This is a genomic window from Rhodococcus sovatensis (assembly GCF_037327425.1).
In the GTDB taxonomy this organism is placed as follows: Bacteria; Actinomycetota; Actinomycetes; order Mycobacteriales; family Mycobacteriaceae; genus Rhodococcoides; species Rhodococcoides sovatense.
In genome coordinates this window covers 4,564,631-4,586,127 of sequence record NZ_CP147846.1, presented here as the reverse complement: position 1 = coordinate 4,586,127, position 21,497 = coordinate 4,564,631, and the positions used below count along the sequence as shown (strand labels likewise).

Genomic DNA, 21,497 nt, shown 5'->3' with positions numbered 1-21,497 from the left:
CGAGGTGATCGTGAGGCTCCCCGGGTGAGGGGTTGCCCACCCTAGGGTGGTGTGTGCAGGGGTTGCACCTGCCGCCGAGGCACTCTGCTCCGCGAGTCGCACGCCACCTAAGGCACAATGGCGACGATGCCTGACACCGCTCGTACCCAGCCCCGCCTTGTCGCCAGCGACGTCGACGGCACTCTTCTCGATGTACACGAGAGGGTCACCGAGCGAACCCGTCGCGTCGTGCTGTCGCTGGTCGCCGACGGTACCCCGTTCGTCCTGTCCACCGGACGCCCGCCGAGGTGGATCTCACCCGTCGTCGACCAACTCGGCTACGCACCGATGTGTGTCTGCGCCAACGGTGCGGTCATCTACGACAGCGGCACCGACCGAATCCTGGATGCGCAGACACTGTCGAGCGAGACGCTGCACTGGCTCGCCGAGATCGCATACGTCGCGCTCCCCGGGTGCGGACTGGCTGCCGAGCGCGTCGGTGCCAGCGCTCACGACGCCGCGACGCCGCAGTTCGTCAGCTCGCCCGGATACGAGCACGCGTGGCTCAACCCGGACAACACCGAGCTCTCGCAGGAGGAGGTGCTCGACGTCCCGGCCGTCAAGTTGTTGATCAGACTCGCGAGTGCGTCGAGTGGCGCCATGGTGGCCGCTCTGGAACCGCTCATCGGTGGCCGAGCAGATCTGACGTTCTCCACCGACAACGGACTGATCGAGCTGTCTGCGCCTGGCGTGAGCAAGGCGTCGGGACTCGCCATCGTCGCCGAACGGTTGAACGTGGTCCCCGCCGATATAGCCGCATTCGGCGACATGCCGAACGACGTGCCGATGCTGAAGATGGCCGGCCTCGGCGTCGCGATGGGCAATGCGCACCCGGCAGCTATCGCGGCCGCGAACGAAGTCACGACAACCAACGCCGACGACGGAGTGGCTCGGGTCCTCGAACGCTGGTGGTAAATCGCTGGCGCAGCGACACCCGATACAACTAATTTTGCGGAATGCCTATCCGCTTTCACGTCACGTCCGTGGCCAATCGTGAGTCGATCCAGATGCACGGCCTCGACTACCGAAAGATGGGCGCTGCCCGCGGAATCGCCGGTAGCCGACGGGCCGAGCAGAAGGGTTGCTTTCTCTCGAGCGATCCCGGGGAGCGGGACTGGTTCGTCCGGATGAACAACACCGGTGGCCCGGTCGACGTGTGGGAGGTCAGTGGAGTGGAGGACAACGAGCTGACCGTCTCGCCCGAGGGGTTCTACTACCGCCCAGGAATCGTCCCCGTCGATCGAATTCGTCTCGCGCAGCGCGACATTCTCTGAAAAGACGAATCGAGCGGCGCCCCTTGTCGGGCCGCCGCTCGATTCTGTGTTCGAGACGTTACGGTGCCGGTGCGGGCTCAGGTGCCGGTACAGCTTCCGGTGCTGGAGCTGCTTCGACGGGCGCCGCGACTGCGCCGTTCTGCATTTCCTGCTCGTAGGTGTCGTTGTAGGTCTTGATGACCGTGGTGACGATGCCGGTGAGCTCGTTGAAGATCAACGATCCGTTCTCGAAATCGGTCCGCAAGCCCTCGGGTACCGGGTATTCGTCGGTGGTGGGGAGGCCGAGTTCGCCGTTCTCTCCGCCGAGTGTCATGAACTGCTCGAAGATCTTGCCGATCACTGCAACTGCTTGTCCGGCAAGTGAAGTGAAGATCGAACCGTTGGCGAACTGTGCGGCTTCGCCGCCGCCCTTGACCTGGACGAGCCCGCTGACGGGTGTGCCCAATGTTCCTGTTTCGCCGCCGGACGCCAGCCACTTCTGCGCCACCGGGTTCGAGCTGGCGAGACGCACGAGTTCGTCGACGAGGCTCGGAATGTTCTGTCCCGGAGTGTTGCTCGCGTCGGTGCGAGGCGAGGACGGTGTCGAATCGCTCGTCAGGTCGTCGCCTGTCGTGTCCTCGCTGGGCGATGGAGCTGTGTCGACGCTGCCGCCGCCGAGGTTCGCGGCCGCGATCTCGCGGATCTCGCCCATCTTCGCGTAGGCCCCGTCTCCCGGGCATGCGGTGTTGCCGACGTCGCGGTGGGCGAAGATCACGGGAAGGTCGACGCTCTGTCCTTGGCCGACGAAGGTGAAGTCGGTGCCCTCGGAGGTCATCGTCGTTTCACCCTCGGGGTCGAGACCTGCTTTGCCCAAACGCCATCCGAGGAACTTGCCGACGGATTCGAGTGTCTCGTCCGACGGGGACGCCGAGGAGTAGTCACCCATCATCGCGATGCCCATGGTGTTCTCGTTGAATCCACCGGCGTGTGCACCCTGGACGGCCCGGTCGAGTCCACCTGCGCGGCCTTCGAAGATCTGGCCGAACTTGTCGACGAGCACGTTGTACCCGACGTCGCACCAACCGAGGGTCTGAGCGTGGTAGGCGTAGATGGCACGCACGATCTCGGCGGACTCGGACTTGGAGTAATCGTTGCTTCCTGCGGTGTGGTGAACCGTTGCGCCACCGAGGAAGTCGTCGTATGTCGGGGTGGCGCACCGGATGGACTCGTCGGCGCCCCACTGTGCGCGGGAGATGACCTTGGGCCCGGCGTCGCCTGCGACCGGCGTTGCGATGTCCGCCAATGCGGAGTCGGCGGGGGAGCTGCCGGGCTGGATAAGTACCGCGCTGATGTCCGACACGGCCTCTGCGAGAGGGGTTTCCTGCTGGCGCAGCGGCTTGGAGACCGAAGCCGGCGTGTAACCGAGCTCCGGCGCGGGGGCCGGTGCTACCTCAGGCGCGGGGGCCGGTGCTGCCTCGGGCGCGGGGGCCGGTGCTGCCTCGGGTGCCGCGGCAACCTCAGGTGCCGGGGCCGCCACAGTGCGCGGTGTCAGAAGGAGTTGAACGGCCTTGGTGGCGCCGACGAAAATCGGCTCGGTGCCCTGCTTCTCCGCCGTCGGCGCTGCGTCGTTCGCGCCGGTGTCGATGGGTTCCGTCGCGATCCACGGGCCCCAGGAGCCGTCGTCGAGTTGGCGGCGCACTTGCGCCACAGCACCGTCGAGGGCCGTCGATGTCAGAGCGACCATGCTGAACGGCTCGTCCTGCTTCAGCTCCTTGACGACTGCGCCGAGCGGGGCGCCCGGGTCGTCACCGGCAGGCGGAACAACCGGGGCGGCCACATCGGTGCGTTCGAGACCGGGCACCGGCGCCTGAGCCGACGGACTTGTCGGTGACGGGACGGTGATGCCCGGAATCTCGGGGATCTCGAAGGGCGGGATGGTGATGTTCTCCGGCAGTGGCAGGTACTTCAGATCGGACAGACGCAGGTCCGGCAGCGGCAGACCCGTCAGTTCCTGGAGCGGAATGACGATGTCCGGTGCCGCGCTCAGCGCTGTCTCGACGATCTTGGTCGGCACTGTCACAGGGGTGGTCTCGTTGGCCGTTCGAACATCGGTTGACGCGGAGTCGCCGGAGATGCTGTAGACCGCCACGGGACTCGCGACGGCCAGCAAGGCGACAGCGCCGAGAACGATCGACGGCTTCGTTCGACGGTGCAAGGCGGTACTCCCTGGTAGTAGGTGCGGGTTGGCCTGTTGATACCTGGCCGCCCCGCGAAGCATCCTGCGACTGTGCGACGCGAATTGCTTCCGTTCAGTTCTGTGTGTCGGCGAGTTGTGATGCTGTTGTGACGTATGTGACTATCGAGACTGCGTTCGAGTCACACCAGTAACACCAACCCCATCCGACACAAGGCTAAACCTTAGCTTGAGAGTTAGCCATACCGGGGATTGACTGTGAGTGCGGCGAGTCGCGGGGGAGGCATAGGCTTCGTTTTCGTGACTGTCCACTTCATCGGTGCCGGCCCTGGTGCCGCCGACCTTCTCACGCTGCGTGCCGTGGAACATCTCCGCAGCAGTCCGGTCTGCGTCTATGCAGGTACATACATCGACGAAGCGATCCTGGCGCACTGCCCACCGAATGCTCGGCTGGTCGATACCGCACAGCTCGACCTCGACGCCATCACTGCGGAACTCGTCGGCGCCCATGAGCGAGGTGACGACGTCGCGCGTCTGTGCTCGGGTGACCCATCTCTCTACTCGGCGCTCGCGGAGCAGTCTGCACGACTCGATGCGGCAGGCGTTCCATGGGACGTGACGCCTGGAGTCCCCGCCTACGCAGCTGCAGCAGCCACCCTGCGCGTCGAACTGACCGTCCCCGAGGTCGCGCAGTCCGTCGTTCTGACGCGCACGCAGGCGCGCTCCACGGCTATGCCGAGTGGTGAGTCGCTGTCGGCATTCGCAGCAACCGGTTCGACGCTGGTGCTGCACCTCGCGATCACGCGCGTCCGAGTCCTGGCCGAGGAGCTGACGAGTCACTACGGCGCCGACTGCCCGGCGGCCGTCGTGTTCCACGCGAGCAAGCCGGATCAGCTCGTGTTGACGGGAACCCTCGGCGACATCGCCGGACAGGTCGAGTCGGCCGGTCTGCGGCAGGCAGCGGTCATCCTCGTCGGACCTGCTGTCGGCAGAACGCCTGGCGTGGAATCGCATCTGTACGACGCGGAACGAGTTAGAGGGACCCACGCATGAAGATTCACCTGGTGGGGGTCGGTGGTGGGCATCCGGACCAGATCACGGTCCAGGCCGTCGCCATGCTGCATGAGGTCGATGTCTTCCTCGTGGCCGACAAGGGCGGGGATGTCGGTGACCTGGCCGAGGCGCGGGCCGAGATCTTGCGGCGTCACGTCCTGGGTGAACCCAGGGTGATCCAGGTTGCCGATCCCGAGCGTGATCGACGACCCGCCGACTACGGCGCCGCAGTGTTGGACTGGCATGAGGCCAGAGCGCGAGCCTACGAGGAAGTCCTGCTCGGTCTCGCGCCCGACACCACCGTCGGATTCCTGGTCTGGGGTGATCCTGCTCTCTACGACAGCACCATCCGCGTGGTCGAGCGCGTACGAGACTTCGGAAATCTGGACTTCGACTTCGATGTGACTCCGGGCATCAGCAGCGTGTCGATGCTCGCGGCAGCACATCGGATAGTGCTCAATCGGATCGGTGGACCGATCGTGATCACGACCGGTCGGGCTCTTCTGAAGGATGTCGAGGCAGGAGCGGACAACATCGTCGTGATGCTCGACGGGAATGTGACGTGCCGCGAGCTGGTCGGAACCGGTAGATGGGGCATCCACTGGGGCGCCAACCTGGGAACAGGCGATGAACAGTTGGTGTCGGGTCCGCTGGACGAATGCATCGAGGAGATCGAACGCGCGCGTGCGGCGCTCAAGACGAAGCACGGCTGGGTGATGGATACGTACCTGTTGCGACGCCTCGCCGCGGGTGGGTAGTTACGCAGGGCGGCAACTGTCCATGCACGGGCGGGTCGCGCGCACCGTATACCCTGGTTGCCCGTGACTGCCGTAACTGAACCGACTGCTTCTTCCGACCCCTCCGCGACCGGCCGATACGACCTGATCGTGGTCGGTTCGGGGTTCTTCGGGCTGACCGTGGCGGAGCGCTCGGCGTCCCAGCTGGGCAAGCGAGTCCTCGTGCTCGACCGCCGCCACCACCTGGGCGGCAACGCCTACTCCGAGGCCGAGCCGGAGACCGGCATCGAGATCCACAAGTACGGCGCTCACCTGTTTCACACGTCGAATCAGCGGGTCTGGGACTACGTCACCCAGTTCACCGAGTTCACCGGCTACCAGCATCGCGTGTTCGCGCTGCACAACGGCCAGTCGTATCAGTTCCCGATGGGGCTGGGCCTGATCTCGCAGTTCTTCGGCAAGTACTACTCACCCGCCGAGGCACGTGCGCTGATCGAGGAGCAGTCCAGCGAATTCGACGCGAAAGATGCGCAGAACCTCGAGGAGAAGGCGATCTCGCTGATCGGCCGTCCGCTGTACGAGGCGTTCATCCGTGACTACACCGCCAAGCAGTGGCAGACCGATCCGAAGAACCTGCCTGCCGGCAACATCACCCGCCTGCCGGTGCGCTACAACTTCGACAACCGCTACTTCAACGACACCTACGAGGGCCTACCGGTCGACGGGTACACGGCCTGGCTCGAGAAGATGGCGTCGAACGAGAAGATCGAGGTCAGACTCGACACCGACTGGTTCGATGTCAAAGCCGAGCTCGTGGCCGAGAGCCCGAACGCGCCGATCGTCTACACCGGCCCGCTCGATGCGTACTTCGACTACTCCGAAGGCAGACTCGGCTGGCGCACACTCGATTTCGAAACCGAGGTTCTCGAGACCGGTGATTTCCAGGGCACCCCGGTGATGAACTACAACGACGGCGACGTCCCCTACACCCGCATCCACGAGTTCCGTCACTTCCATCCTGAGCGTGACTACCCGGCGGACAAGACGGTCATCATGCGGGAATACAGCCGCGCGGCCGAGTCGGACGACGAGCCGTACTACCCGATCAACACCCCGGACGATCGCGCGAAGCTCGAGGCGTACCGCGACCGCGCCAAGGCCGAAACGGTCGCCAACAACGTCCTGTTCGGTGGGCGTCTCGGCACCTACCAGTACCTGGACATGCATATGGCCATCGCTAGCGCGTTGAACCTGTACGAGAACACGCTCGCACCGCATTTCGAGACCGGCGCTTCGCTGGCGGGAGACAAATGACAGCCAAACACTTGCTCGACGACGGTGTCGCCGACATTGCGCCCGTGCTCGGTAAGTCGCTGCTGCAGCGGGTGCTGCTGCCGCGCTCGGGCGAGCCGCTCGACGTACGAACGCTGTACCTCGAGGAGGCCAAAACCAATGCGCGACGGGCACATTCACTGTCCCGTACGTCGCTGGCCATCGGCGCCGAGTCCGAGGTGTCGTTCTGCACCTACTTCGGTGCGTTTCCCGCGAGCTACTGGCGCCGCTACAGCGTCCTGAAGTCGGTCGTCCTGCGTGTCGAGGTCTCCGGCCACTGCCGTATCGACGTCTATCGGTCCAAAGCCGACAGCTCACGTATCCACGTCGAGGGCCGCGAAGCCGTCGACGGTGACGCCGCGCAGGAATTCGACATCGATCTCGGACCGTTCGAGGACGGCGGCTGGATCTGGTTCGACATCACCTCCGACTCCGAGGTGGTACTCGAGAGCGCGGGTTGGTACGCGCCCGTCGAAGCCCCCGGTGAGGCGACGGTTGCCGTCGGAATCCCGACGTTCAACAGGCCGACCGACGCAGTCAAAGCGCTTGTCGCACTGAGCTCGGACCCACTGGTGCTCGACGTGATCAAGGCCGTCATCATGCCCGACCAGGGCACCCGCAAGGTCAGGGACGAGCCGGGCTTCGCCGAGGCCGAAGCAGGTCTCGGGGGCATACTCGCAATCCACGATCAGGCAAACCTCGGTGGCTCCGGTGGATACAGCCGAATCATGTACGAGGCGCTGAACAACACCGAGTGCCAGCACATTCTGTTCATGGACGACGACATCGAGATCGAGCCGGACTCGATTCTCCGTGCGCTCGCGATGTCGCGATTCGCGAAGGTTCCCACGCTCGTCGGCGGCCAGATGCTGAACCTGCAGGCGCGCAGCCACCTGCACGTCATGGGCGAAGTGATCGACCGGAGCAACTTCATGTGGACCGGTGCTCAGAACGTCGAGTACGACCACGACTTTGCCGAGTACCCACTGCGCTCGAGCAAGCTGCTGCACCGCCGCATCGACGTCGACTACAACGGCTGGTGGATGTGCATGATTCCGCGTGTCGTCGCGGAGGATCTAGGTCAGCCGCTTCCGCTGTTCATCAAGTGGGACGACGCCGAATACGGTTTGCGCGCACGAGTAGCCGGCTACCCGACGGTCACGCTGCCCGGTGCTGCGATCTGGCACATGGCATGGAGTGACAAGGACGATGCCATCGACTGGCAGGCGTACTTCCACCTCCGCAACCGTCTCGTCGTTGCGGCGCTGCACATGCCGGGCAACGGGCGCGGTCTCGTGCTCGACACCGTCAAGGCGACCGTCAAGCACCTGCTGTGTCTCGAGTACTCGACCGTCGCCATCCAGAACAAGGCGATCCGCGACTTCCTCGAAGGACCCGAGCACATCCTCGAGATCCTGCCGACTTCGCTCGGCGAGGTACACGCGTTGCGCAAGACCTACCCCGACGCCGTCGTGGTCGGTTCCTCCACCGAGCTACCGCATCCGTCGGGTGAGGAAGTGGGAGCCGTCGGACTGCCGACGAACCCGCTGTCGAAGATCAAGCGGCTGGCCACCGGCCTGATTCACAACGCGAAGCCCGCGCACACCCGCCACCACGAGCGCCCGCAGCTCAACGTTCCGACGCTCGATGCGCGCTGGTTCCTGCTGTCACAGGTGGACGGCGTCACTGTCACCACCGCCGACGGCCGAGGCGTCGTCTACCGGCAACGTGACCGCGACAAAGCTGCCGCGTTGCTCAAGGAAGCCATGGCATTGCGCGCGGAGTTGTCGCGGCGATTCCCCGAGCTCAAGGGTCGCTACCGCGACGCCGTCCCTCACCTGACCAGTAAGGAAACCTGGGAACGTGTCTTTCGTTACGAGGCGTAAGAACCAGACCGAATCGGCCGCCGAGGTTCGCATCCTGTCGAAGATCCAGTCGACGGTCGGTGCGCAGCCGGGTGCAGTGACGATCGCGAGGGGCATGTCGCATTTCGGTGAGCACGCACTCGGTTGGGTTGCGATCGCAGGTATCGGGGCAGCGCTCGACGCCCCGCGCAGGCGCCAGTGGGCAGGCGTCGCGGTCGGCGCAGTGGGTTCGCACGCCGCATCGATCGTCATCAAGCGGCTTGTGCGTCGGCCGCGTCCGAACGATCCGTCTGTGCGGATCAACGTGTCGACCCCGAGCAAGCTGAGCTTTCCGTCCTCGCATGCCACGTCCACTACGGCGGCCGCCGTACTGCTCGGCCGACTGACCGGGCTACCCTTGCCTGCGGTCCTGGTACCTCCGATGCTGCTCTCGCGGCTCGTTCTCGGAGTGCACTATCCGACAGATGTACTCGCAGGATCCGCGCTCGGCGCCCTGTCCGCAGCCGCCGTGTGCAAGTTCGAAGGAGACAAATGAGCGAGGAAGCCCCCCCAGCCGGAGCACCACCGAAGAACCTGTTCGACGGTGTGATCAAGGCGCTCCGTCCGCGTCAGTGGGTCAAGAACGTACTCGTGCTCGCGGCCCCACTCGCTGCCGGTTCGGTGACCGATCCCGACGTCTTGCTGTCGGTCGGTCTGGCATTCGTCGTCTTCTGTTTCGCCGCGTCGGGCGTCTACCTCGTCAACGACGCAATGGATGTCGACGCCGATCGCGCTCACCCCACCAAACGATTCCGTCCGATCGCTGCAGGGATCCTGCCGGTCAAGCTTGCCTATGCGATGGCTGTCGTCTGTATTGCGTTGGCGGTAGGACTTTCGTTCCTCGCCAACTGGAAACTCGCGCTGGTCATCGGCGTGTACATCGCGATTCAGCTGGCGTACTGCTTCGGTCTCAAGCACCAGGCCGTGCTGGACATCTGCATCGTCTCGTCCGGATTCCTGCTTCGCGCGATCGCCGGTGGAGTGGCCGCGTCGATTCCGCTGTCGCAGTGGTTCCTGCTGATCATGGCATTCGGTTCGCTGTTCATGGCTGCAGGCAAGCGATACGCGGAGTTGCAGCTGGCCGAACGTACCGGCGCGAAGATCAGGAAGTCGCTGGAGAACTACACCACGACATACCTTCGATTCGTCTGGACACTCTCGGCGACCGCTGTCGTGATTTGCTATGGGCTGTGGGCTTTCCAAGAAGACGCTGGGACCAGTTCCAACTGGTTCGCCATCTCGATGATCCCGTTCACGATCGCGATCCTTCGCTATGCGGTGGACGTCGACGGTGGAGAAGCTGGTGAACCCGAAGAGATCGCGCTCGGCGACAGGGTGTTGCAGGTGCTTGCACTCGCGTGGATCGGAGTAGTCGGTGTCGCAGTTTACGTCGCCGGGTAGTGAACACAGGACGCCGGACGACATCACGGACAAGCCTCGACAGGAGCTGACCGGACGTCGAGTCTCGGCGTCGATCTTCGGCGTCGGTGTCGTCGTATCGGCACTGCTGTTTCTGTACGGCGCATGGGAACGACGGTGGATCGCCGACGACGGACTCATCGTGCTGCGGACGGTCCGAAACCTCCTCGCAGGCAACGGCCCGGTGTTCAACGCCGGCGAGCGGGTGGAGACGAACACCAGCACGATCTGGACTTACCTGGTCTACGCGGGCAGCTGGCTCAGCGAGGCCCGCCTCGAATACGTCGTGCTCACGATTGCGCTCGTACTGTCGACCGCTGCCGTCGCCATCGCGATGTTCGGGACCTATGCCCTGCTCGAAGCCCGTGAGCGTGGAACTGAATTCGGCCGAAACGGCGCCCGCGCTGGGCGCGCGGTCATCTACCTCCCCGCCGGAGTCCTGGTCTACATCGCCGTGCCGCCGGCCAGGGACTTCGCGACGTCGGGGCTCGAAACCTGCCTGGTCATCTTCTGGATCGCGGCGCTCTGGCTGCTGATGGTCCGCTGGGCCACCCGAAAGGTCCGCACACCCGAACTGTTGTTGCTTGCGTTCTGGGGAGGCCTTGGGCCGCTGGTCCGTCCGGAACTGGTCATCATCGGCGGTCTCGCGCTCGTCATGATCTTCCTTGCCCCGCAGACGTGGCCCAGCCGCATCGCGGTGTTCGCCGTCGCAGGCGCCACGCCGGTTCTCTACCAGATCTGGCGAATGGGGTACTACGGACTGCCGTACCCCAACACTGCCGTGTCGAAGGACGCCGGTGGCGCCAAGTGGTCGCAGGGCCTGAACTACCTGTGGAACTTGCTCGGCCCCTACATGCTGTGGCTTCCGTTGGTCCTGTTACTGATTGCCGGCATCGCCACTTCTCTTCGATCGACAGCTCATCGCACGACAGGACCGGTGCCCAGGACCGCGGGCGAACTGCAGCGTCGTCTGCGCACACCGAGCGCGGTCGTCGTCTTCGTTTTCGTCAGCGGAATTCTGTCGCTGCTGTACGCGGTGCGCGTGGGTGGCGACTTCATGCACGGCAGGACGCTTCTGCCCGCACTGTTCACACTGTTGCTTCCGGTTGCCGTCATTCCGCTGACAATTCCTTCCAAGAATTCCGATATGCGGCAGATCGTTGGTTTCGCGGTCGGCGCTTTCGTGTGGATCGTGACGGTGATCTGGGCGTTCTTCGCGGCGAACACCACGGGTATGCCGGAGGGCTCGATCGTCGGAAAAACGGGAATTGTCGACGAGCGAGCGTTCTATGCGCTCAATACCGGGCATGCCCATCCGATTCTGGCGTCGGACTACCTCGACTATCCGCGTATTCGTCCGATGGTGGAGACGATCGACAACACTCCCGACGGTGGTCTGCTGTTGCCGAGCGCTCAGTTCACCTACTGGGACGTCGTGCCGCCACCGTTGCCGATCCCCCCTGGTGGGGCCGGTCACACCGTGTTCTTCCTGAATCTGGGCATGACGAGCATGAACGTGGGGCTCGACGTTCGAGTCATCGATCAGATGGGTCTGGCGTACCCGCTCGCTTCGCACACCGAGCGCCTCGAGAACGGGCGAATCGGGCACGACAAGAATCTGTATCCGGACTGGGTGGTCGCGGACCTCGGTTTGGTCGGGGTGCACCCGTACCTGCCCTGGTACATGGACGAGGACTGGGTGACAGAGGCGCGAGCTGCGCTGGCGTGCCCTGACACGCAGGAATTGATTGCCTCGTACCGGGCGCCGCTGACGAAAGAATTGTTCGTCAGAAACGTCAAGCGGTCGCTCTTCTATGCGGGATATCGTTTCGACCGCGTCCCCGAATACGAATTACAGCGATGTGGTCTCGAGCCGCCGATCGTGGAAGGTGATAATTGAGCGCTGCTCTTTCGAATCGCTGCTGTTCCGAAACGCTGCTGTTCCGAAGTTGCGTCGATACCGTTCTGTCTCCAAGATGGGATATCTCGTTTGCGTAACGGAAGTCGCCTTCGGGTCGATGTATGCGAAAGATATGTGTGACTGCTCTGGCTCTCGCGCCGGGTTCATACCGCTGAAACGGGTGCGCTGCAGGTTCTGCGGCGTACCGACACTGCTGAGAGGTCAAATGCATGCTGGGTAGAAAGAACAAGAGTGCCAGGGGGCGCTTCCGCCGGATACTCACGTCTCTGGTGATGGCTGTGGCTCTGCCGCTCGGTCTTGCAGTGGTCGGGACGGGTGCGACGGCCAATGCGGCGTTCGATCCGGGTGCTCAGGACTTCTGGACCGACTCGAGCATGGGTCCGATCAAGAGCCGGATCTGGCGTGCGGCCGACGGCAACACCAACCGTGTCGTGTACCTGCTCGACGGACTGCGTGCCACCAACGACATCTCCGGCTGGGAGCACGAGACCGACGCCGGTGCGTACCTCGCATCCTGGAACATCAACGTCGTTCAGCCTGTCGGTGGACAGTCGAGCTTCTACTCGGACTGGTACGCACCCTCGAACTTCAACGGCCAGCAGACGACGTACAAGTGGGAAACATTCCTCACCCAGGACCTGCGTAACAACCTGCAGAACCGGCTCGGCTTCAACCCGAACCGCAACGGCGTCGTCGGCATCTCGATGGGCGGCAGCGCGGCACTGACTCTGGCTGCCTACCACCCGGAACAGTTCTCGTATGCGGGTTCACTCTCGGGCTACCTGAACATCTCGGCACCGGGCATGCGTGAGGCGATGCGCCTCGCACTCCTCGACTCGGGCCGCTACAACATCGACGCCATGTGGGGACCGCCGTGGAACTCGGCGTGGTTGCGCAACGACCCGTTCGTGTTCGCACCTCGCCTTCGCGACAACGGCACTCGTGTGTGGGTCTTCGCAGGCAGCGGACTGCCCGGTGGCCTCGACCAGCCGCGTAGTTTCATCGACTACTACAACACCGGAAATGCGATGGGCCTCGAGGCAATCGCGCTGGCGAACAGCCGCGCCTTCCAGATCCGGATGGCGAGTATCGGTGCGAACAATGTCACATACGCGTTCCCGAGCGTCGGAACCCATCAGTGGGGTTACTGGCAGGAACAGGCTCACATCATGGCGCCCGACCTGAGCGCCAACATCGGCTGACAGATCCGGCAGATCCCCCGCTTTCCGCACTGTTTGTGAGAATTCACTGGTTTGACAGGGTGGTCTGCGAGGGCCTCTCAGGATATGGTCACAGTCTGGTATCACCCCGAAGCAAGTCTGGGATGTAGATCACAGTTTTGCTTCGGAGTAGTCGGTTGCAATAGCCTCCCTTGTGCGCGTCTTCTGTAGAGCCTCGGCTCTATGGTCTGCGTGGGAAAACTGAAAACACTTCACTACGGCCCGACGGGGCCGAAGACAGCCCTGTTGGAATGCCGGGGGCCGCGAATCGCGGAGACCGCAGAATGACGAGAGAGAGCACGATTTCATGCGATTTGCCGGCCTCATGAGCAAGCCGACACTGTCCCAGCGATGGCGGCAGCGCCTCCTCGGCGTCGGTGCAGCCGCACTCGTCGTTCCTATCGCAGCCGGCGTCGTCGGTGGCGCGGTAGCGGTAGCAGCCCCCAGTGCGATCGTGCACAAGGCTCCCGCCGGTGGACGTGAGGATCTGTTCGTTCCGTCCGAGATGGGTCCGATCAAGGTCCAGGTCCAGTGGGCGGCTCGCGGCGGCAATGCTGCGCTCTACCTACTCGACGGACTGCGTGCCCGCGACGATCGCAATGCGTGGACGTTCGAGACCAACGCACAGGACCAATTCGCCGGCGATGACGTCACACTCGTCATGCCGGTCGGTGGCCAGGCCAGCTTCTACAGCGACTGGTATGCCGCGTCGAACTTGAACGGCCAGGAAGTCACCTACAAGTGGGAGACGTTCCTGACGCAGGATCTGCCCGCATTCCTCGAGGGCTACGGAGTCTCGCGCTCCAACAACGCCGTTCTCGGAATCTCGATGGGCGGTTCCGCGGCACTGACGCTGGCCGCGTACCACCGCGATCAGTTCAAGTTCGCCGGTTCGTTCTCGGGCTACCTCAACATCTCGGCACCCGGCATGCGCGAGGCCATTCGCGTCGCGATGCTGTCGCAGTCCTGGTTCAACGTCGATTCGATGTGGGGACCTCCGTGGAGCCCGGCATGGTTGCGCAACGACCCGTTCGTCTTCGCACCTGATCTTCGCGGTCTGTCGCTGTACGTGTCCGCTGCATCCGGCCTGCCCGGTCAGTACGACAAGCCGCGCGCGCCGATCGACTTCTACAACACCGCCAACGGCATGGCACTCGAGGCATTGGCTCTCGCCAACAGCCGCGCGTTCCAGGTCCGCCTGGCGACGCTCGGAATCCCGGCGACCTTCAGCTTCCCGAGCAACGGAACGCACAGCTGGGCGTACTGGTCGGCCGAGCTGTTCAAGGCTCGCGGTCAGATCCTCGAGGCTCTGAACGCCTGATCTTCACCTGAAATTGCCAGACCCACCGATGCCGCCCTGCTCTCGTGCAGGGCGGCATCGGTGCATTTTGGACATCGGTGCTTTTTGAGCAGCGGTGCATTTCGGACACGGGTTGCGGTAGGCGACGAGCGTGAACCGCCTTCTTTCACAATTGCATCACCTGTCACAGCGAGCCTTGGCCGATACGACGTCGTTGCCGTGTAGAAAGACATCTACAGAGGTCTGCGAAACATCTTCACTCGGCGAGAGAACCCGCAGTAAAAGAAAGAGAGTCACCATCATGCGCACTGGGCTTGCTCGATTCGGCCGGCGCGGCGCGGCTGGAGCAGCCGCCAGGCGGACGGCAACGGCCGCAGTGATCGCCGCAGCACTGATCTCACCCTTCGGTGCGGCGGGTATCGCTCAGGCTGCACCAGTGGCGCTCGCGGCGCCGACACAGACGCAGGCACCGTCCGCGGCCACAGTCACCGCAGTGGACTGGCTGTCGGATCGTCGCGTCGCGCTGTGGATCGAATCGCCGTCGATGGGCACCCCCATCCAGGTTCAGCTCCTGCTCGCTCGGGACTGGAACATCAATCCAGCGGCGGTGTTCCCGTCCGTGTGGATGCTCGACGGTCTGCGCGCGACGGACCAGGAGAGCGGGTGGACGGCCGAGACCGACGCCGAGTCCTACTTCGCGGACAAGAACGTCAACGTCGTTCTTCCGGTAGGCGGACAGTCCAGCTTCTACTCCGACTGGGTCGACCAGGACAACGGCAAGAACTACCAATGGGAGACGTTCCTGACCAAGGAACTGCCCCCCATCCTCGAGAACGACTGGCGTACCAACCAGACCCGCGGAGTCGTAGGTCTGTCGATGGGCGGCACAGCGGCCATGTTCCTCGCCGCACGCAACGAAGGCTTCTTCAAGTTCGCCGGTTCGTTGTCGGGCATGCTGACGACCACTACTCTCGGTATGCCGCAGGCTATTCAGTACGCGATGGCCGACGCGGGCGGATACAACTCCAAGGCAATGTGGGGTGCGCCGACCAACGATCTGTGGGCTCAGCACGATCCATATCTGCTCGCCGAGAAACTGCGGGGCGTCAGCCTCTACGTATCGAGCGGCAACGGCGTCGCCGGACCGTATGATCCGCCGTCGGGAATTCCCGGGGTCAGCTCCAACTACGCGGGCATGGGTCTGGAAATTCTCTCGCGTCTCACGTCGCAGACATTCGCTACCAAGCTCAACAAGCTCGGCATCCCCGCGCAGGTCGTGTACCGCCCCTCGGGACTGCACACGTGGGAGTACTGGCAGTTCGAGCTGAAGCAGCTCTGGCCGCAGCTCGCCAGTTCGCTCGGTGTCGAGGTGGACAAGCCGTCGTGTAGCGTCTCCGGCGCGATCGGGAACGCCTCGGGAGCCAACTCATGGCTCGGTGACTGCTTGACGGCGGAGTACAACGTCGCCGGCGGCCGCGCTCAGGACTTCCGCTTCGGTCGCGTGTTCTTCAATGCCGACGCCGGTGCACAGGCCGTCGCGGGCGCAATCGGTGGCAACTACCAAGGCTCCGGTGGACCCGCAGGGGCGCTCGGATTCCCCACGACCGGTGAGTTCGGAACTCCGGACGGTCGCGGACGTGGCAATGCCTTCCAGAACGGCATGATCTACTTCACCCCGCAGACCGGAGCGCACGCAGTTCGGGGAGCAATTCTCGACGAGTGGGCACGGCAGGGCTACGAGGGCGGTCCGCTCGGCTACCCCGTTCTCGACGAGGTGCCCACGCCGTCCAAGCCTGGTGCGGTGCAAGGCTTCGAGATCGGCGCGATGTATCACAGCCCGGACCTCGGAACCCACGCGGTGCAGGGAATGATCCTCGGCAAGTACGGCCAACTCGGTTGGGAGAACGGCTCACTCGGCTTCCCGAAGACAAGTGAGATCGGACCCATCAAGGACGGCGGCCGGTTCAACGAGTTCGAGGGCGGCAACATCTATTGGAGTCCGCTGACGGGCGCGTGGGCGATCCGCAACGGCGAGATCTTCGACGCGTGGAAGAGCGTCGGCTACGAAGGCGGCCGTCTCGGATACATCACGAGCGACCAGTTCGACATGGACGGTGGCGGAATCCAGCAGAACTTCCAGTTCGGCATCATCACGGTGAAGGACGGGAAGGTGACCATCGCGCCGTGATCGATGAGAGCCCGCTGGGAATCTGCTCAGATTGTTCTCAGCGGGTCGCTGTACCGTCCCCGATGACCTTCGACGCCGAACGACTGGACTGATGATGCGAACTTCTCTTGCCCGGACGCTGTCCCTGGCAGTACTGAGCGTCGCCGCCGGTGGCCTTCTGGTCGCGTGTGGTAGCGACGACTCGACGGCCACAGGATCGCCGTCGACGACGTCGACCACCACCACCGCCGCTGCGACAACGACCGCCGAGTCGACGACGGAAGCGTCGGCCACCTCGTCAGCGCCGACGACGAGCCCGGGGGACGCCGCTACTGCGCCACCCGAGCAGCCTCAGCCGGTGCCCGAGGGCTTCCCGGGGCCGACCGAGGCTCCGGTGGACGACCGTGGCCAGGCCTTCCTGGATGAGCTGGAGAAGAACGGCGTCACCGTTGCAGGCAACGGTGAAATCGCGATCTCCACGGCTACATACATTTGTTCGGCGCAGTCACAGGGTGTTCCAGCAGACGAGATCTCGACGTTCGTGACGGCAAATGTCGGTGTCGAAGCCAGCGCATCAGGCACTCAGATGTCTGCTGAGCAGGCCGGAGAGGCCGCACAGATCTACATCACGGCGGCCCAGAACACCCTGTGCAAAGCTTGATGGTTGTCTGAGATGGCCAACTCCACCAAGAGGAAGCGGCGACTACTACCGAAACTGCTCGCGGTAGTCGTCATACTCGGGCTGATCATCGTGGCGCTGTGGTACCTGCTGGCAGGCCGACTACCCCGCGAGATTCCGTCACCGCTGCCGGGGCCTGGTCCCGACCAGCCGCAGTCGCAGCCCGCCGATTGTGCCGACGTCTCTGTCATCGCGATCCCCGGCACCTGGGAGTCGGCTACCGGAGACGATCCGTACAACCCGACCGCCAATCCGGTGTCTTTGCTACTGAACGTGACCAAGCCACTGCAGGCGCAGTTCGACGCGGGCCGGGCCAGTGTCTACACCGTCCCGTACGTGGCGCAGTTCTCCAATCCCATTGCGCTCCCGCCTGACGGTCAGCAGTCCTACAACAACAGTCGAACCGAGGGCGCGAACGTAGCCAAGGCAGAGTTGGCTCGCGTCAGCGATCGATGCCCACTCACCAACTACGTCCTCGTCGGTTTCTCGCAAGGCGCGGTGATCGCGGGCGACATAGCTGCAGAGATCGGGTCGGGCAACGGACCGGTGGCTGCAGAGAGGGTTCTCGGTGTCACGCTGATCGCCGACGGACGTCGCGACGGTACATCCGGCGTCGACATCGGTCCGCCAGTGGACGGCGTCGGTGCCGAGGTTGCTCTCGGTGGTCTCGATCTGCCCGGCATCACCATGACCGGACCGCGGCAGGGTGGCTTCGGAGCGCTCGACGACAAGGTCAATCAGATATGTGCCGCAGGCGATCTCATCTGTGCTGCACCGTCCGAAGGTCTGTCGCTTCGGAACATCCCGCAGAGCATCGGGATTCTCGCCGGCGCGGCGGGCAACCCAGTGCACGCGTCGTACAACACCTTCGTGGTCGATGACGCCGGGACCACCTCGACCCAGTGGACCGCGGGTTGGGCGGCGGGGCTGATCTCGTCGGCTCCGGAGATTGCACACTCGTAGAGAACACCCATGTAGTTCTCACAAGGTCTCCTCGGAGCAACTGGGTATTGGCCACAAAGGTGCTGTCACTGGACCCCGCGAAGTGTATTCCCACGTGGCGAGCAGATAGAGTGGCGCCTTGACCCAGGCTCGAAAGGCGCTGGAATCCAGCCGCACCTGCACCGAGGAGACCTATTCATGAGTTCCGCCCAGGCCCCCGATCTGCCCGCCGAAGGGCATGTGACGGCGCTGCGTAAGTTCCGTTTCGCCGCAGGCGGGGAGGGCAACGCGGAAGAGGGCGGAGCGCGCAAGTTCATCAAGCTGGCGCAGCAGGCGGAAGAACTCGGCTACGACAGCTTCATGATTCCGGATCATTTGGGTAACCAGGTCGGCCCGATCGCCGCGCTCGGTGCGTTGGCAGTGGCGACGGACAAGATCAGGCTCGGTACCGCGGTTCTCGCCAACGGCTTCCGGCACCCGGCGATTCTGGCGAAGGACGCCGCGACCATCGACGTGCTCTCCGGCGGTCGTTTGGAACTCGGACTGGGCGCAGGCTGGATGCGCGACGAGTACGACAAGGCTGGGATCGAGTACGACCGGCCGGGCATCCGCATCGAGAAGTTGGCCGAAAGCCTCGAGATCCTCGACACGTTGCTGCGTGGCAAGGAATGCAACTTTCAGGGCAAACACTTCACCATCACCGGACTCAAGGGCAGCCCACGCCCGCGGCAGGGACCGCGTCCGCCGATCTGCGTCGGTGGTGGTGGTCCGCGAATGCTGGCGCTCGCCGCCAAGTATGCGGACATAATCTCCGTAGTACCGAGCACCACGAAGGAGGGCAAGCTCCAGCTGTCGGGAATGACGCTGGAGAAGACCCTCGAACGTGTCGAGCTCATCCGTAAGGCTGCAGGCGATCGTTTCGACGAGATCGAGCTGAACTGGGCTATCACGACAATCGTGGTCACCGACGACCGCGAGCAGATGGCGGAAATGGCACTTGCCGCGCTCGACAACGGTTATCCGCCGAACGTCGACGTCGATGTGAAGTTGAGCGTCGAGGACATTTTGACGTCCCCATATCTGGCATTCGGGACATACGAGGAAATTGCCGATCAGATCCGTAACGTTCGCGCGCGTACGACGATGTCCTATGTCGGGGTTTTCCCCACTCAGATGGAAGCGTTCGCTCCGGTCATCGAGCTGTTGAAAGGCGAGTGACCGAAGGACGTGTCGCCGCCGAGTTTCGCCGCAGCACGGTGGAGCATGGTGGAGACAGCTCGAACTGATCATTTGGATAGCTACCAGCTAGTAATATTCACCCCGCTCGGCGCGAACGTGAGTCGAAGAGATGTCGGGGCGCGGGTTCGCTGATCCGGGGCGCCAGCCTCGGAGCGCGGCACAACGCACACCGTCGGAGGAGATTGAACACAATGAGCCACACATTCGATGACTACATCGATGAGAACGGCCACATCACCATTGCCGAGGGCAAAACGCTCGTCCGCCATGTCGAGGTGAACGTTGCAAAGAATGCCGACACGCTGGCCTACCGGTTCATGGATTACTCCCGCGAGCGTGACGGTGAGGCACACGAGCTGACGTGGGCTCAGTTCGGCACACGCCTCCGTGCCGTCGCAGCGCGGCTGCAGCAGGTGACCAAGCCCGGTGATCGGGTCGCGATTCTGGCGCCTCAGGGCCTGGACTACGTCGTCGCATTCTTCGGTGCGATTTACGCGGGCACCATCGCCGTTCCGCTGTTCGATCCCGACGAGCCCGGTCATACCGATCGCCTGCACGCTGTACTCGGCGACTGCGAGCCGACGGCCATCCTCACCGCCACCAGCTCCGCTGCAGGCGTCCGTAACTTCTTCCGGTCGCTCCCCGCGGCACAGCGCCCCCGCGTCATCGCCGTCGACGCGATTCCCGACAGCGTCGGCGAGACCTGGGTCGAACCGATGGCCGGGCTCGACGACATCGCGTACCTGCAGTACACCTCCGGTTCGACGCGCACACCTGCCGGTGTGGAGATCACGCACCGCGCGGTGGGCGTCAACGCCCTGCAGATGGTCGACAGCATGGAGATCAATCACGACTCCCGCGGCGTCACCTGGTTGCCGATGTTCCACGACATGGGCCTGCTCACCGTCATCCTTCCGGCGCTCGGCGGCAAGTACATCACCATCATGAGCCCGCGCGCGTTCGTGCAGCGTCCGTGGCGCTGGATCAAGGAACTCGCCGCAGTCTCCGACGGTGCAGGCACGTTCGCTGCGGCCCCGAACTTCGCCTTCGAGCATGCTGCGCAGCGCGGTTTGCCGAAGAACGGCGAGAGCCTGGATCTGTCGAACGTCATCGGCCTGATCAACGGCAGCGAACCCGTCACCACGACGTCCATGAAGAAGTTCAATGAGGCTTTCGGGCCCTACGGATTGCCGAAGTCCGCCATCAAGCCGTCCTACGGTATGGCTGAGGCGACCTTGTTCGTCTCCACCAGCAAGCACGCCGACGAAGCCAAGGTGGTCTACGTCGATCGGACCGAGCTCAACGCGGGCCGTTTCGTCGTCGTCGACCAGGACGCACCGGGAGCGATCCCGCAGGTGTCGACTGGTCAGGTCGCGCGTAGCCAGTGGGCCGCCATCGTCGATTCCGAGACCGCCACCGAGGCGGCGGACGATCACGTCGGCGAGATCTGGTTGCACGGCGAGAACATCGGCAAGGGCTATTGGGGCCGAGAGACCGAGACCTCGGAGACTTTCCACAACAAGCTGGTCCACCGCAATCCTGAGGGCTCGCATGCCGAAGGTGCTCCCGAGGGCGGCAACTGGATGCGTACCGGCGACTTCGGCGTCTACCACGACGGCGAGCTCTACATCACCGGACGCGTCAAGGACCTCGTCATCGTCGACGGCCGCAACCACTACCCGCAGGATCTGGAGTTCTCGGCTCAGGAGTCGAGCAAGGCCCTGCGCCCAGGCTTCGTCGCTGCGTTCGCCGTCCCGCTCAACCAGCTCCCCGACATCGTGTTCGAGTTCAGTGGAGCTGCGTTGACCAAGGATCCCGAGGACAGTGCGGAGCAGCTGGTCATCGTCGCCGAGCGTGCGCCCGGCGCGGGCAAGGCCGATCCGCAGCCGATCGCCGACGTGGTCCGCACCGCGATCTCCGCGCGCCACGGCGTCACGGTCCGCGATGTCCTGCTCGTCCCGGCCGGTTCGATCCCCCGTACTTCCAGTGGCAAGATCGCGCGCCGCGCGTGCAAGGCCGCCTACATCGAGGGCACCCTGCGCGGCGGTTACCAGCAGACCGCGTTCCCTGACGCGGAACTGCCCGACTGACGTCTGCG

The 21,497-nt window shown here is 63.9% G+C and carries 17 protein-coding genes; 16 read left to right on the top strand and 1 reads right to left on the bottom strand.

Annotated elements, in window-relative coordinates:
• Positions 1–117 precede the first annotated feature (117 nt).
• Positions 118–954: an HAD family hydrolase gene (locus WDS16_RS21385; protein ID WP_338887502.1), complete on the top strand. Its 837-nt coding sequence runs from the start codon at positions 118–120 to the stop codon at positions 952–954.
• Between the two features lie 41 nt (positions 955–995).
• A complete protein-coding gene (locus WDS16_RS21380; RefSeq protein WP_338887500.1) occupies positions 996–1,313 on the top strand; it encodes a hypothetical protein in 318 nt (105 codons plus the stop codon).
• 58 nt (positions 1,314–1,371) lie between these two features.
• On the opposite strand, the gene WDS16_RS21375 is transcribed toward WDS16_RS21380, so the two are convergent.
• Positions 1,372–3,507, bottom strand: a complete 2,136-nt coding sequence (locus tag WDS16_RS21375) for an N-acetylmuramoyl-L-alanine amidase (RefSeq protein ID WP_338887498.1) — start codon at positions 3,505–3,507, stop codon at positions 1,372–1,374.
• A gap of 279 nt (positions 3,508–3,786) precedes the next feature.
• Here WDS16_RS21375 and cobM point away from each other — a divergent pair, with 279 nt between their 5' ends.
• From cobM to fadD32, 14 genes are all read left to right on the top strand, one after another.
• Entirely contained in the window at positions 3,787–4,539 is a 753-nt protein-coding gene (cobM, locus tag WDS16_RS21370) for a precorrin-4 C(11)-methyltransferase (protein WP_338887496.1), read from the top strand.
• Positions 4,536–5,297 carry a precorrin-6A synthase (deacetylating) gene (gene cobF, locus WDS16_RS21365; RefSeq protein ID WP_338887494.1) on the top strand — a complete coding sequence of 254 codons (762 nt, stop codon included), beginning with the start codon at positions 4,536–4,538 and terminating at the stop codon, positions 5,295–5,297. The genes cobM and cobF overlap by 4 nt, the downstream gene beginning before the upstream one ends.
• 63 nt (positions 5,298–5,360) lie before the next feature.
• Positions 5,361–6,590, top strand: coding sequence for a UDP-galactopyranose mutase (glf, locus tag WDS16_RS21360; protein ID WP_338887492.1), 1,230 nt, complete (start codon positions 5,361–5,363; stop codon positions 6,588–6,590).
• Complete coding sequence (locus tag WDS16_RS21355; protein ID WP_338887491.1) at positions 6,587–8,494, top strand: glycosyltransferase; 1,908 nt, start codon at positions 6,587–6,589, stop codon at positions 8,492–8,494. The genes glf and WDS16_RS21355 overlap by 4 nt, the downstream gene beginning before the upstream one ends.
• 31 nt (positions 8,495–8,525) lie before the next feature.
• The gene (locus WDS16_RS21350; protein WP_422395850.1) at positions 8,526–9,008 is read left to right on the top strand and encodes a phosphatase PAP2 family protein; all 483 of its coding nucleotides are present in this window, start codon (positions 8,526–8,528) and stop codon (positions 9,006–9,008) included.
• Complete coding sequence (locus tag WDS16_RS21345) at positions 9,005–9,913, top strand: decaprenyl-phosphate phosphoribosyltransferase (protein WP_338887489.1); 909 nt, start codon at positions 9,005–9,007, stop codon at positions 9,911–9,913. Before WDS16_RS21350 ends, WDS16_RS21345 begins: the two co-directional genes overlap by 4 nt.
• 46 nt (positions 9,914–9,959) lie before the next feature.
• Positions 9,960–11,831, top strand: coding sequence for a flagellar motor control protein ZomB (gene zomB / locus WDS16_RS21340; protein WP_338893562.1), 1,872 nt, complete (start codon positions 9,960–9,962; stop codon positions 11,829–11,831).
• Positions 11,832–12,124: 293 nt separating this feature from the next.
• Positions 12,125–13,054 (top strand): alpha/beta hydrolase, encoded by a 930-nt coding sequence (locus WDS16_RS21335; RefSeq protein WP_422395849.1) that lies wholly within the window; start codon positions 12,125–12,127, stop codon positions 13,052–13,054.
• Between the two features lie 325 nt (positions 13,055–13,379).
• Positions 13,380–14,393 carry an alpha/beta hydrolase family protein gene (locus tag WDS16_RS21330; RefSeq protein ID WP_338887485.1) on the top strand — a complete coding sequence of 338 codons (1,014 nt, stop codon included), beginning with the start codon at positions 13,380–13,382 and terminating at the stop codon, positions 14,391–14,393.
• Between the two features lie 280 nt (positions 14,394–14,673).
• The gene (locus WDS16_RS21325; protein ID WP_338887483.1) at positions 14,674–16,560 is read left to right on the top strand and encodes an alpha/beta hydrolase-fold protein; all 1,887 of its coding nucleotides are present in this window, start codon (positions 14,674–14,676) and stop codon (positions 16,558–16,560) included.
• Positions 16,561–16,654: 94 nt separating this feature from the next.
• Positions 16,655–17,200, top strand: a complete 546-nt coding sequence (locus WDS16_RS21320; RefSeq protein WP_338893561.1) for a DUF732 domain-containing protein — start codon at positions 16,655–16,657, stop codon at positions 17,198–17,200.
• A gap of 12 nt (positions 17,201–17,212) precedes the next feature.
• The gene (locus WDS16_RS21315) at positions 17,213–18,181 is read left to right on the top strand and encodes a cutinase family protein (protein WP_338887481.1); all 969 of its coding nucleotides are present in this window, start codon (positions 17,213–17,215) and stop codon (positions 18,179–18,181) included.
• Between the two features lie 177 nt (positions 18,182–18,358).
• Complete coding sequence (locus WDS16_RS21310) at positions 18,359–19,378, top strand: LLM class F420-dependent oxidoreductase (protein WP_338887479.1); 1,020 nt, start codon at positions 18,359–18,361, stop codon at positions 19,376–19,378.
• Between the two features lie 212 nt (positions 19,379–19,590).
• On the top strand, positions 19,591–21,489 hold the full coding sequence (gene fadD32, locus WDS16_RS21305; RefSeq protein WP_338887478.1) for a long-chain-fatty-acid--AMP ligase FadD32: 1,899 nt from the start codon (positions 19,591–19,593) through the stop codon (positions 21,487–21,489).
• Positions 21,490–21,497: the final 8 nt, after the last annotated feature.